Genomic DNA, 12,137 nt, shown 5'->3' with positions numbered 1-12,137 from the left:
GGGCAGATGTCTTTTGATCAGTGGGTACTCGACAGCGCAGTGAGTCAGCGGACGGCGTGGCTCGTGGACGTCGTCGACGTCATCACCGACAGCGGCGGAACCCTCGCGTCGTGGCTGATCGCGACGCTGCTCACGATCGTGCTTCTGGTTCGGGGACTACGCACCGAAGCTCTGCTGATCGCCGGATCGATGTTGACCGGTCTGCTCGTGATGAGCGGATTGAAGCGCATCTTCACGCGAACCCGTCCACCCCTGCCGGAGCGGTTGATCGAAATCGATTCGTATTCGTTCCCGTCGGGCCACGCGATGATGAGCGCGATCCTCGCGACTTCGGTTGCCGCCGTGATCCTTCGTCTTGCCTTGCCGAGGCTCGCGAAGACGGCAATGCTCGCGAGCCTCGGCCTGTACACGATCGCCGTCGGATTCTCCCGCGTCTACCTGGCTGCCCATTGGATGACCGATGTACTGGCAGGTTGGGCGTTCGGGATGATGTGGGCCGGGGTGTGGATCTGGGGAACCGCGCAGATCAGAAAGCGCCGGGCGCTGGTTACTTCGTGAGTTCGGCGAGTAGTTGGCTCGTGGCCCACGGCAAGCTCAGTGCCGAGCTCGCGGTCAAGGCCGCACCGACCTGCGGAGCCTGATCGTCGTTGACGTAGACGACGCGATTGTCCTTGACCACGTCGAGTTGCTGGAAGCCAGGGTTGTTTCGGACCGCCTGTGCGGCATCGGGATTGCCGATGACAACGAGACGGTCCACGTCGAGAAGATCCAGTCGTTCGGTGGAGATCGGCGCGTAGAACTCACCGTTCATCAAGGCCTCGACCGCGGGAGCAGGTTTGAATCCGAGACTGCCGAGAACCCGTCCGCGGGCGTCCTCGGAGGAGAAGGCGTAGAACTCCGGGGTCGCGTCGACGCTGATGATCACCGCGGTCTGGTCTGCAAATTCCGGGTGAGCGCTTCTGGCGTCGGCGAACTGCCTGTCGATATCGGCGACCAACTTCTCGCCGTCGGCTTCGCGGCCCACTGCCTTCGCTGCGGTCTTCGTCGTGATCTGCCACGGAGTTGCGTAGTCGCCGTAGGCCGGATCCTTCGCGACGGTCGGGGCGATCGCGGAAAGTGTGCTGTACAGGTCTTTGTCGATGCTCGAGTAGAGCGCGAGGATCAGGTCGGGCTCGAGCGCAGCGATCTTTTCGACGCTGATCGTGGTTTCGGGATTGCTGCCGACGACGGTCGGTTCGGTTCCGCCCCAAGGGCCGGTGACCCATGGCCACGTGCGGTTGACGTCCGGTTCGCCCGGGTACTGGTTGACCATTCCGACGGGCTTGATGCCCAGAGCCAACAGAGCCTGCTCGTCGTTGTAACCGACGGTGACGATCCGTTGTGGTTCGGAATCGATCGTGGTGCTGCCGAAAGCGTGATCGATCGTGACGGGGAAGGCGCCACCACCGGAACTCGACGAACTACTTGCTGCGTCGTCGTTCGAACTGCAGGAGACGAGTGCTGTGCCGACCAGGGCGACCACAGCAACGGATGTCAGTCTCGTCCAACGTCCTCGGCTTTTCCAACGATTTCGGTGGGAGATCTTCACGGCTACGTGGTTCCTTTCAGCATTGACAAGCTAAGACCGACACGAGAGTGCAGGGTAGGCTTACCATACTGAAAGGGTGAATCGACCTGCTCAGTCGACCAGACCGGCGCCCTGTTGTGCGCCCTTGTCGCCGCGCACAGCTGCGCGTCGTTGAATGGAGAACAGAGCGAAGCCGAGGAAGCCGACTCCGATACCCGCGTAACAGATCGGGAGTGCATCCGACCAACGATCGCCGCTCACCGCGACCACGATCGTGGCGATCACCCACAACGCGGTGCCGATGATCAGTGCCGGCGCGGGTGCGGACAATTTGCCGATCAGGCCTGTTGTGTTGCGAGTCTCCGTCACAAAATTAACGCTACCCGTACCCCGGTGGCCTACTCTCCCTAGTGCGACCGGCTTCATGTGCGCCGGCACACGGCGACCTACAGCGATGGGGAAAGAACAAACATGGCGGCACCCGGCAAGATCCTCGACACCTATTTCAAGATCAGCGAACGAGGGTCGACGATCTCGACCGAGATTCGCGGCGGTGTCGTCACCTTCGTGGCGATGGCCTACATCGTGGTCCTCAACCCCCTGATCCTCGGCAGTTTCTCGGCTGACGACGCTGCAGCGAAGACCGACGTTCTCGGCAACATCCTTCCGGTCAACCAGGTGGCGGCGGTCACCGCTCTGGTTGCGGGCCTGATGAGCATCGTCTTCGGTGTCGTTGCCAACTATCCGTTTGCCATCGCCGCGGGTCTCGGCATCAACAGCCTGCTCGCCGTCACAATCGCACCTCAGGTCACCTGGCCCGAGGCGATGGGCCTGGTGGTCATCGACGGTGTGATCATCGTTCTGTTGGCACTCACCGGTTTCCGAACTGCGGTGTTCAATGCGATTCCCTCGGCATTGAAGTCCGCGATCGCGGCCGGTATCGGCATGTTCATCGCCTTCATCGGACTGGTCGACGCCGGATTCGTCCGCCGTATCCCCGATGCCGCCGGTACGACGGTTCCCGTCGGACTCGGAATCAACGGCTCGATCGCTTCGTGGCCGACCGTGGTGTTCATCTTCGGTGTGCTGCTCATGGGTGTTCTGGTAGTGCGCAAGGTTCGTGGTGGACTGCTGATCGGCATAGTCGTCACGACGATCCTCGCCGCGATCATCGAGGCAGTTGCCGACGTCGGACCCTCGCTCGGAACCAACCCCAAGGGCTGGAACCTCAGCATCCCCGCGATCCCGGAGATGCTCGGTGGTATGCCTGATCTGAGCCTGGTCGGCGACGTCAGCATCTTCGGCGCATTCACCCGCATCGGTGTTCTGGCCGCCAGCCTGCTTGTCTTCACCCTCGTGCTCGCGAATTTCTTCGACGCCATGGGCACGATGACGGGTCTCGGTAAGGAAGCCGGCCTGACCGACAAGGACGGAAACCTCCCCAACGTCGGTCGCGCGCTTGTCGTCGAAGGCGCGGGCGCGATCGTGGGCGGTGGCGCTTCGGCGTCGTCGAACACCGTGTTCGTGGAATCGGCGTCGGGTATTGCCGAAGGCGCCCGCACGGGCCTGGCAAACGTCGTGACCGGACTGCTCTTCCTCGTCGCGATGTTCCTGACGCCGCTCTACTCCGTCGTGCCGATCGAGGCAGCTGCGCCTGCCCTCGTCGTCGTCGGTGCGCTGATGATCGGGCAGGTCCGAGACATCGATTTCACCAAGTTCTCGGTTGCTCTCCCGGCGTTCCTGACCATGATCGTCATGCCGTTCACCTACTCGATCGCCAACGGCATCGGCGTCGGCTTCATTTCATGGGTGGTCCTGCACGCTGCCAGCGGTGGTATCAAGAAGATCCACCCGTTGCTCTGGATCGTGGCGGCACTTTTTGTGGCCTACTTCACTGTCGGACCCATTACCGACGCCCTTACGTGAAATCAGGGTTGACCGGTATTCGATTACGTGAGCTACCGGCCAGCTCTTGACGTATTGTCTGACGCGTGACCACCGAAACTCGTGCGCTGGCCAGCGATCTTTCCCTGGCTGTAGTGCGTCTCACCAGGCATCTGCGCGGCCGCAGAGTCGACGCTCAGGTATCGCTGACGCAACTGTCCGCCTTGGCGAGCCTGGATCAGTACGGCCCGATGACTCCTGGCGTACTCGCAGCACGTGAGAAAGTGCAGCCGCCGTCGATGACGCGCGTTGTTGCTTCTCTCGCCGAGCTCGGTCTGGTCGAGCGCTCGCCGCATCCCACGGACGGTCGTCAGATCATCGTGAATCTGTCCGACGCCGGGCAGGCGTTGCTCGCGGACGAAACCCATGCGCGTGAGGCGTGGATGAACGAGCAGCTGGCCGGGCTGGGTGGCGAAGAACTCGCGACGCTGCGCGGTGCCGTCGAGATCATCACCGAGATGGTCAACAAGACGGAGTAGCTCCGTGAGTTAGAGGTCGCGTAGCTCCGCTACCTAGAGGTCGTTGCCCAAACGAATTACTCGAGGGGCAAGATAGTGGGGTGCCCCGAGACCCCGATTCCGGCATGTTTGCCGCGCTCCACAACCGCAACTACCGCCTTTGGGCTTCCGGACAGATCGTTTCTCTGGTCGGCACGTGGATGCAACGCATCGCCCAGGACTGGCTGGTACTGACGCTCTCGGACGGCAACGCGCTGGCGGTGGGCATCGTCATGGCCTTGCAGTTCGGCCCGACGCTGTTCTTGTCGGTGTGGGGTGGGGTGCTTGCCGATCGGTACGACAAGCGTCGGATCCTGATCTTCACGCAGTGGGCGAGTGCGGTATGCGCACTCGTGTTGGGCCTGCTGGACGTCGGTGGGCTCGTCGCGTTGTGGCATGTCTTCCTGATTGCCTTTGCCCTCGGCTGTGTCTCGGCGCTCGACGCACCCGTGCGTCAATCGTTCACCATCGAAATGGTGGGCAAGGAACACCTGTCCAACGCCATCGCGCTCAACTCCATGACGTTCAACACGGCCCGCATCGTCGGTCCGGCCATCTCGGGTGTGCTGATCAACCTGATCGGAACAGGGTGGGTGTTCCTGCTCAACGTCGCGACATTCGGTGGGGTGCTCATCGCGCTCTACCTGATGAACAAGAAGGAGTTGATCCCGTCGGAACCGGCCCCGCGCACCAAGGGGCAGGTGCGCGACGGGTTCCGATATGTATGGGGCCGCAAGGACCTTCGCGTGATCATGGTGTCGGTCTTCATGGTCTCGACCTTCGGCCTGAACTTCGCGATCAGCCTGGCGGTGATGGCGCGCAACACGTTCGGCCTCGAGGCCGACGGTTACGGATTGCTGTCCACGACGCTCGCCGTGGGCACCCTTGCCGGCGCTGCGTACGCCGCAAGACGGAAGGAAGCGCCGCGGTTGCGGACGTTCCTCGGTGCCGCCGTGGCTTTCGGTGTGTTCGAGGTCGCGGTGGGATTGATGCCCACCTACGCGTTGGTGGCGCTGATGTTGATCCCCACGGGCGCACTGACGTTGACGTTCACGACGTCCGCGATGAACATCCTGCAGATGTCGGTGCCTTCCGAGATGCGCGGGCGGGTGATGGGTATCTACATGCTCAGTTTCCTCGGTGGCACACCGCTGGGAAGCCCGTTGCTGGGTTGGCTCGCCGACTCCGTGGACCCACGTGCGCCCTTGATCGTGGGCGGAGTGATCTCGCTCGTCTCGGGCACTGTGGCCGGGGTGTACCTGCTACGCAGCGAAGGGCTGAAACTTCGTCTTGCGCGACCGGAAGACGGTGGCAGGCTGCCGGTTTTCGTCCTGCGTCCGGTGATCGTATGCGACGCGACCGAACAGGCAGTCGAGGCTAGCCGCGCGCCGTGACCTTCTCACTCTTGGGAAACACCGTGTAGCTCAGGGCGATTGCTCCCCAGATTGCGAGTACCACTGTCAGCTTGCTGATCCATCCGTCGAGGGCTCCAGTGCGGGTGGGGTCGTCGACGAGGAAGATGGCCGCGCCGAGAAGTCCGCACGCGACGGCCCAGGCGATCGCGGCTTTGCCGAACTCGCGCCATTCGCGCAGTGCTCGCGCACTCCCGTACTTGGGTGGTGCGACGGGAGCCGGGCCGCCGGCAAATCGGTAGGCGAACCTGGCGTCGGCCCAGGAGATGAGGCTGTGTCCGAACGCGACGGAGAATCCGATGTAGGCCGCGGCAAGCCCATGGGTGAAGTTCGCCTCGCCACCGCCACGAAGATCGAGGGCTGTGGCGACGAGCAGTACGACATCCACCAGGGGCGCGCAGATGAGCAGTGCGGCGCCCAGCGTTTTGCGGCGCAGTAGATAGCGGGCCGCGAGACCTGCGGCGATGAACACCCAGAACATGATTTCGCACGCGATGATCAAGTGGACGATCATGACATCAGCTCATTTCTAGTACGACTGTGTTAGTGATTGAAAACTAGCACAGCTGTGTTAGTTTTGTGAAGTGGTGAAACGTAGCAGTCCGGATGAGCGGCGTGAAGAGATCGCCGAGGCCGTGTGGCGTGTGATCCGTCGAGACGGTGTGGCGAGCGCCAGCGTCCGGGCGGTCGCGGACGAGGCGAAGATGTCGACGGGGTCGCTACGGCACTTCTTCGCGACGCAGTCCGAACTCTTGCTGTTCGCGATGACGCTCGTGACCGTCCGGGTGGAGGAAAGGATTGCCGGCATCGACTTCGATCCCGACATCCGCCGCGCGATCCGTCAGTTCACCGATCAGTTCGTTCCCCTCGACCAAGATCGGCGTGAAGAAATGCAGGTTTGGGAGGCCTTTGCTGCTGCCGCCCAGACCGATTCGGCGTTGACGGCGGTGCGTGACGAGACAGACCGGACCTTGTTCGAGCACTTTCGTTCGTTCGTGGAAGCGGCGCATCGAGCGGGTTTTCTACGGCCGGGTGCCTCGGTCGACATCGAGGCGATGAGATTGCATGCGCTCGCCGACGGGCTCGCGTCGCACGGCGTCGACAATCCCGAGCGAACCAATCCAGAGGTGATCAGCCAGGTGCTCGACGCGCATTTTGTCACGCTGTTGCGCTAGGTCGGGAGTAGTGGTGGGGGCTCGCGGTGCGTACGGCACGATAGACCCGTGGTTCACGTCATCGACATCTCAGATCCCGCCGATCCCCGGCTGGATGACTTTCGCGATCTCAACTCTTCGGATCGGCGCCCCGACCTGCCGGAGGGCAAGGGACTGGTCATCGCCGAGGGAGTGTTCGTCACTCAGCGACTGCTGACTTCGCGGTTCGAGCCGATCAGTCTCCTCGGCGTCGAACGACGGCTCCTGGAGCTCGCTGACGATCTCGACGGTGTGGACGTGCCGTTCTACCGTACGAGCGCCGAAGTGATGGCCGAGGTCGTCGGATTTCACCTCAACCGCGGCGTCCTCGCTGCAGCAGCACGCCCGGCACCGCTCGCGGTCTCGGACGTGTTGAAGGACGCGAAGACCGTCGTGGTCCTCGAAGGCGTCAACGATCACGAGAATCTCGGCTCGATGTTCCGCAACGCGGCGGGGCTCGGTGTCGATGCAGTTCTGTTCGGGAAGGGTTGTGCCGACCCGCTGTACCGGCGGTCGGTCCGTGTGTCGATGGGGCACGTGCTGCGAGTGCCCTTCGCGCATGTGGCAAAGTGGCCACACGACTTGGATGAGCTGCGTGGCAACGGTTTTCAGCTCATTTCCTTGACTCCGAATCCGGAAGCGGTCACTTTGGCCGAAGCGATGACCGGGGAGAAGGTAGCGCTACTGCTGGGCGCCGAGGGGCCAGGTTTGACCGAACATGCGATGCGGGCCACCGATATTCGTGCCAAGATACCCATGGCGCCCGGCACCGACTCGCTCAACGTCGCGACCGCAGCGGCGATGGCCTTCTACGAACGTGTCAGGACCGGCCGGTGACTCAGGACCGCACGCCCTGGTTCACCGGAATCGCGGTGTCGGTGTTCGCAGCCATGCTCTCGACCAGTGCCGTCGCGGCGTTCTGTGTCGCGCTGGGCAACGTGAACGTGCTCCTGGCGGTTGTCGTCAATGTCATTGCGGTAGGCGGACTTGCGCCGACCGTCTGGCGCTGGCGAGCCGTCCCCGTCTGGCGATGGGTGGTCTACGGCGCGGTAGTCGGCGTACCGCTCGGGTGGATCGCAGCGATAGCCGCGTGAACCTGTGAGGCTGCTCGGCGCTACTTGAAGCCGAAGTACCGAGCGAGGCGGCCGCGCGGCTTGGCCACCGGTGCGTCGTGGATCGGCGGCATGTTTTCGGGCATGGGTACCTCTGTCGGCGCCTGCTCGGGCATCGGCGCGGGGGCTGGGGGTGCAGGTTTGGGTGCCTCGCCGGGTCGGTGAATCTTGAAGCCCCACAGGAGAATCTGCGTTGTGTCGAGTTCGTGTTCTCGCGGCGCGCCGGTGTATCGAAATCCCAGCCACTCGAGGTTGGCGGACTCCGCGAACTGTTGCGGGTGGAACGGAAGTGACTGCGGATCAGGCAGGATCCCGGGCGGGTAACGCAGGGGATGGTTGCCGGCCCAGAATTCCAGTTCCCAGGTCTGTGGGATCCCCAGATTTTCGACGATGTCGATCGGGATGGCACTGAACGAGCGTCGTAGCTCGCCGTCCTCCCACAGTGCAAACGAACCCTGCGCGGTTTCGGGGACGGAGCTGATCAACAGCGTCGAGCCACCCTCTGCCGAAAGGTTCCAGGAATCAGGCAGTTTCGAGGGGACGAAGGTGCTGAGTTCGGAGCTGCAGACGACACTCACTCGACCGTACGCGCCGACGAAGACGTAGCCGGGGCTCACCGTCGCGGCCATCGACAGCGGCTGAGGCCCGAGCGACTCGAACTCCTTGTCCGGGTACAGCGACATGGCGATTTTCAGGGCCTCGGTCTGATCCGGCTGTGGGTACCTGCTCAATTCGGTGCGAGCGTCTGCGCCGCCCAGAAACCAGATCGTCGATACCCGTGCAGCCACCGGCAGCCCTCTCTCCTCAGCCTCGCTCGAAAGAAGAATACTTTCCTTCGGGTCAGCGACCGCTGCTGCGGACCCCGAGGAGTACGTCGTCCCACGAGGGAAGAGCAGGCCGTCCGCGCTTGTCCTTGGTCTGCGTCTGCTGCGGAGCGGTTTTCGGGGTCACATCCGGTGCGGGTTCGGGAACCTCTTCGGTGACGACGGTTTCCGGCTCGACAGCAATCGGTTCGGGCGCCACGATCCGTTCCGCCACCACCGTCCGCTCGGGGACTACTGTGCGCTCGGAAACTGCTGTCCGCTCGGAAACTGCTGCGGGCTCGGGCTCGATCTCCGCCACCGGTTCGACGTCGAATCGGGACAGTTCGAGCTGCTGCGGCTCGTTCGAGACCACCGGTACCAGGCCGCGGAGTGGGCGACCGAAGTCAGGATCGATCAAGTCGAATGCCGCGTCGTCGAGTGCGACGATCGTTCCGCCGTGCGCGTCGGGCTGGTAGCGCCAGTGCGCGGCGTTGGTGGTGCGGCCGGCCTGCCACTGCAACTGCGCGACCCACTGATTGTCCTCGTCGCGCCAGGCATCCCAGGTGGCCTCGTCGATACTGTGGCCGCGGGCGCGGAATGCGTGGGTCACGATTTCGGAGAGGGTGGGAACTGTCGGACCGTTGTCGCGCACCGGGTGTCCGCCCTGCGCCATTTCCGCGGCGCGGGAGCGCTCGAGCAGAACGGGGTACGCAAAGCGCTCGACCTTGCTGATGGGGATCTTCGCTTCTTCGGCGACCTGCTCTACGGAAGCACCGGAACGAATGCGCGCCTGAATTTCGCGGGGACGGAGTTGGCTTTCCATTTCGATCTCAATCTGGCCGAGTCGAGCCACGTCTCCGCGGGAAGCTGCACGAAGTTTGTCATCGGCGGGAAGCCGGAATTTCTGGCCGGTTTCAGCATCTGCGCACACCACATGCGATCCATCGGGTTCAAGTCCGATCACTCGAAGCTCTCGCACATTGACCTCCTTATCGCGCCGGCTCGCGACTTTGCGCCGCGCTCAACTGTAATTCATTCGTGACCATGGACTCGGCAGGACACGCAGGGCGAGATGACCTCGGATCCGCCCACCGGTGTGGTAGCTCACAAGGCCTGGCGCAAACGACGCTCGGCCCCCGACGTCATGCCGGGGGCCGAGCGGTGAAGCAAATGTGAAAATCAGCCGAGCTGAGAAACGACCCAGTCGATGCTCTTGGTGAGAGCGGTGACGTCATCGGGGTCGATGGCCGGGAACATGCCGACGCGCAGCTGGTTGCGGCCGAGCTTGCGGTACGGCTCGGTATCGACGATTCCGTTGGCGCGCAGGATCTTTGCCACCTCGGCAGCGTCGACGTCGTCGTTGAAGTCGATGGTGCCGACAACCTGCGAGCGGTGTGCCGGATCAGCGACGAACGGCGTTGCGAACTCACTGGCCTCGGCCCAGTTGTACAGGCGCGAGGACGAATCCGCGGTGCGAGCGGTAGTCCAGTCGAGGCCGCCGTTGCTGTTCATCCACTCGATCTGGTTGGCGAAGAGCAAGAGGGTGGCCAGGGCCGGGGTGTTGTACGTCTGATCCTTGGAGCTGTTGTCCACGGCGATGGGCAGCGAGAGGAAGTCAGGCGTCCAGCGTCCCGAATCCTTGATCTCCGCGACGCGTTCGAGGGCGGCCGGGCTCATCAGCGCGATCCACAGTCCGCCGTCTGCAGCGAAGCACTTCTGCGGAGCGAAGTAGTAGACGTCGGAATCGGCGACATTGACCGGAAGTCCGCCGGCGCCCGAGGTGGCGTCGATGGCGATCAGTGCGTTCTCCGAACCCGCGGGACGCGAGACGGGGATCGACACACCGGTGGAGGTCTCGTTGTGCGCCCAGCCGATGAGATCGACGGACGGGTCGGAGACCGGCACCGGTGCGCTGCCCGGATCGGCGGAAACGACGATCGGGTCACCGATGAACGGGTTGGCCTTGGCGACCGAAGCGAACTTGGAGCTGAATTCGCCGTTGGTCAGGTGCAGCGACTTCTCGCGGATGAGGCCGAATGCGGCCGCATCCCAGAACGCAGTGGTTCCGCCGTTGCCGAGGACGACCTCGTAGCCCTCGGGCAGTGAGAACAGATCGGCGAGGCCGGAACGAATGCTGGCCACAACGTTCTTGACCGGCTTCTGGCGATGGCTGGTGCCGAACACCGAAGCGCCCACCTCGACCAGGGACTGCAGCTGCTCGGGGCGAACCTTGGAAGGACCGCAGCCGAAGCGTCCGTCGGCGGGCTTGAGGTCGGCGGGGATGATCGGTGTGGAGGTCATCGCTTCTTTCTGTTCCTTCACTTGTGTTCTGTACTACCGTGATTGGCGAATTCGAGCGGGGTACTACGCGTGGCTGATCTGGTCCCAGCCCTCGACCGACTCCGGAGTACGGGGCGCCGGGCCGGTGTAGATGGCGGCCGGGCGTACCAGCTTACCGAGACGCTTCTGCTCGAGGATGTGTGCACACCAGCCGGCGGTGCGGCCACAGGTGAACATGGCAGGCATCATGTGCGCGGGAACCTCGGCGAAGTCGAGGATGACGGCGGCCCAGAACTCGACGTTGGTCTCGATCGCGCGATCGGGACGACGCTCACGCAGTTCTGCCAGTGCAGCCTGCTCGAGAGCTGCGGCAGCCTCGTAGCGGGGAGCGTTGAGGCGCTTGGCCGTGGCGCGGAGCACGCGTGCACGGGGATCTTCGGCGCGGTAGACGCGGTGTCCGAAGCCCATGAGCTTTTCCTTGCGGTCGAGGATTCCCTTGACCAGTGCGCGGGCGTCGCCGGTCTTCTCGGTCTCTTCGATCATCGGAAGAACGCGGGCCGGTGCGCCGCCGTGCAGCGGGCCGGACATCGCGCCGATGGCGCCGGAAAGCGAAGCCGCGACGTCGGCGCCCGTGGAGGCGATGACGCGGGCCGTGAAGGTGGAGGCGTTCATGCCGTGCTCGGCTGCCGAGACCCAGTACGCGTCGATTGCCTCGACGTGTGCCGGATCGGGCTCACCCTTCCAGCGAACCATGAAGCGTTCGGTGACGGTCTTGGCCTCGTCGATGCGGCTCTGCGGGACTGCCGGCTGGTAGATGCCGCGAGCGGACTGCGCGACGTACGACAGCGCCATGACGGATGCGCGGGCGAGCTGGTCGCGGGCGGTCTCGTCATCGATGTCGAGGAGCGGCTGGTAGCCCCAGATGGGAGCCAGCATCGCCAGTCCGGCCTGAACGTCGACACGGACGTCGCCGGTGTGAATGGGGAGGGGGAACGGCTCGGCCGGCGGGAGGCCGGGGCCGAAGCGGCCGTCGACGAGAAGGGCCCATACGTTGCCGAAGGTGACCCTCTGGCCGACCAGGTCTTCGATGTCGACTCCGCGGTAGCGCAGTGCGCCGCCGTCCTTGTCAGGTTCTGCGATATCGCTGGTGAAGGCGACGACGCCTTCGAGTCCGCTCACAAAATCGTCCGGTATTGCTGCGCTCGCTGCCATTCTCGTGGACTCTCCTCGTTCGAGTGCGCCAGGTCTACAGTCGCACTGCCTCAGCTTCAGTGACTGCGCCTCGGTGCTCGCAGGGATGAGCACGCACCGTGTTTTGTACTGCGCAAT

General features: G+C 63.7%; 14 protein-coding genes. 7 read left to right on the top strand and 7 right to left on the bottom strand.

The features are described 5' to 3' along the window. Positions 1–6 precede the first annotated feature (6 nt). Positions 7–558, top strand: a complete 552-nt coding sequence (locus KTR60_RS22070; RefSeq protein WP_042921691.1) for a phosphatase PAP2 family protein — start codon at positions 7–9, stop codon at positions 556–558. On the opposite strand, the gene KTR60_RS22065 is transcribed toward KTR60_RS22070, so the two are convergent. Further along, complete coding sequence (locus tag KTR60_RS22065) at positions 548–1,588, bottom strand: iron-siderophore ABC transporter substrate-binding protein (RefSeq protein ID WP_228401262.1); 1,041 nt, start codon at positions 1,586–1,588, stop codon at positions 548–550. The genes KTR60_RS22070 and KTR60_RS22065 overlap by 11 nt on opposite strands. A 90-nt stretch (positions 1,589–1,678) precedes the next feature. Further along, positions 1,679–1,936, bottom strand: a complete 258-nt coding sequence (locus KTR60_RS22060; protein WP_007733492.1) for a DUF2530 domain-containing protein — start codon at positions 1,934–1,936, stop codon at positions 1,679–1,681. A gap of 102 nt (positions 1,937–2,038) precedes the next feature. Between KTR60_RS22060 and KTR60_RS22055 the strand changes: the two genes are divergently transcribed. The 3 genes from KTR60_RS22055 (at position 2,039) to KTR60_RS22045 (ending at position 5,402) form a co-directional block, all read left to right on the top strand. Continuing rightward, complete coding sequence (locus KTR60_RS22055) at positions 2,039–3,493, top strand: NCS2 family permease (protein WP_003940242.1); 1,455 nt, start codon at positions 2,039–2,041, stop codon at positions 3,491–3,493. A 65-nt stretch (positions 3,494–3,558) separates the two neighbouring features. Next, positions 3,559–3,990 (top strand): MarR family winged helix-turn-helix transcriptional regulator, encoded by a 432-nt coding sequence (locus KTR60_RS22050; RefSeq protein ID WP_003939901.1) that lies wholly within the window; start codon positions 3,559–3,561, stop codon positions 3,988–3,990. A 104-nt stretch (positions 3,991–4,094) separates the two neighbouring features. Next, positions 4,095–5,402 (top strand): MFS transporter, encoded by a 1,308-nt coding sequence (locus KTR60_RS22045; protein WP_007733487.1) that lies wholly within the window; start codon positions 4,095–4,097, stop codon positions 5,400–5,402. On the opposite strand, the gene KTR60_RS22040 is transcribed toward KTR60_RS22045, so the two are convergent. Then, a complete protein-coding gene (locus KTR60_RS22040; RefSeq protein WP_209447877.1) occupies positions 5,386–5,934 on the bottom strand; it encodes a hypothetical protein in 549 nt (182 codons plus the stop codon). The two genes, KTR60_RS22045 and KTR60_RS22040, sit on opposite strands and share 17 nt — an antisense overlap. 70 nt (positions 5,935–6,004) lie before the next feature. Here KTR60_RS22040 and KTR60_RS22035 point away from each other — a divergent pair, with 70 nt between their 5' ends. Genes KTR60_RS22035 through KTR60_RS22025 form a run of 3 tightly spaced genes read left to right on the top strand, consistent with a single transcriptional unit; the run spans position 6,005 to position 7,707 of the window. Further along, positions 6,005–6,595, top strand: a complete 591-nt coding sequence (locus tag KTR60_RS22035) for a TetR/AcrR family transcriptional regulator (RefSeq protein WP_037128521.1) — start codon at positions 6,005–6,007, stop codon at positions 6,593–6,595. A 48-nt stretch (positions 6,596–6,643) separates the two neighbouring features. Next, positions 6,644–7,450, top strand: a complete 807-nt coding sequence (locus KTR60_RS22030; protein ID WP_003939731.1) for a TrmH family RNA methyltransferase — start codon at positions 6,644–6,646, stop codon at positions 7,448–7,450. Beyond that, positions 7,447–7,707 carry a DUF2537 domain-containing protein gene (locus tag KTR60_RS22025; RefSeq protein WP_003940569.1) on the top strand — a complete coding sequence of 87 codons (261 nt, stop codon included), beginning with the start codon at positions 7,447–7,449 and terminating at the stop codon, positions 7,705–7,707. The genes KTR60_RS22030 and KTR60_RS22025 overlap by 4 nt, the downstream gene beginning before the upstream one ends. A 20-nt stretch (positions 7,708–7,727) precedes the next feature. Here the strand turns inward: KTR60_RS22025 and KTR60_RS22020 are convergent, their stop codons facing one another. The 4 genes from KTR60_RS22020 to KTR60_RS22005 form a co-directional block, all read right to left on the bottom strand. After that, positions 7,728–8,513, bottom strand: a complete 786-nt coding sequence (locus tag KTR60_RS22020) for a DUF6928 family protein (protein WP_042921685.1) — start codon at positions 8,511–8,513, stop codon at positions 7,728–7,730. A 52-nt stretch (positions 8,514–8,565) separates the two neighbouring features. After that, a complete protein-coding gene (gene sepH / locus KTR60_RS22015; RefSeq protein ID WP_030535368.1) occupies positions 8,566–9,507 on the bottom strand; it encodes a septation protein SepH in 942 nt (313 codons plus the stop codon). 200 nt (positions 9,508–9,707) lie between these two features. Further along, entirely contained in the window at positions 9,708–10,829 is a 1,122-nt protein-coding gene (serC, locus tag KTR60_RS22010) for a phosphoserine transaminase (RefSeq protein WP_007733484.1), read from the bottom strand. Between the two features lie 63 nt (positions 10,830–10,892). After that, positions 10,893–12,020 (bottom strand): citrate synthase 2, encoded by a 1,128-nt coding sequence (locus KTR60_RS22005; protein ID WP_003940025.1) that lies wholly within the window; start codon positions 12,018–12,020, stop codon positions 10,893–10,895. Positions 12,021–12,137: the final 117 nt, after the last annotated feature.

It is taken from the genome of Rhodococcus sp. C1 (assembly GCF_020809065.1).
GTDB lineage: Bacteria > Actinomycetota > Actinomycetes > Mycobacteriales > Mycobacteriaceae > Rhodococcus_F > Rhodococcus_F qingshengii.
Note: the sequence above shows the minus strand (reverse complement) of the source record. Positions and strands in the feature narration are given on the sequence as shown.

Bases quoted from the DNA above. Each gene is read 5' to 3' on its own strand.
- KTR60_RS22055 (WP_003940242.1), top strand. From the start codon at position 2,039: ATGGCGGCACCCGGCAAGATCCTCGACACCTATTTCAAGATCAGCGAA.
- KTR60_RS22040 (WP_209447877.1), bottom strand. From the start codon at position 5,934: ATGATCGTCCACTTGATCATCGCGTGCGAAATCATGTTCTGGGTGTTC.
- KTR60_RS22005 (WP_003940025.1), bottom strand. From the start codon at position 12,020: ATGGCAGCGAGCGCAGCAATACCGGACGATTTTGTGAGCGGACTCGAA.
- KTR60_RS22070 (WP_042921691.1), top strand. From the start codon at position 7: ATGTCTTTTGATCAGTGGGTACTCGACAGCGCAGTGAGTCAGCGGACG.
- serC (WP_007733484.1), bottom strand. From the start codon at position 10,829: ATGACCTCCACACCGATCATCCCCGCCGACCTCAAGCCCGCCGACGGA.
- KTR60_RS22045 (WP_007733487.1), top strand. From the start codon at position 4,095: ATGTTTGCCGCGCTCCACAACCGCAACTACCGCCTTTGGGCTTCCGGA.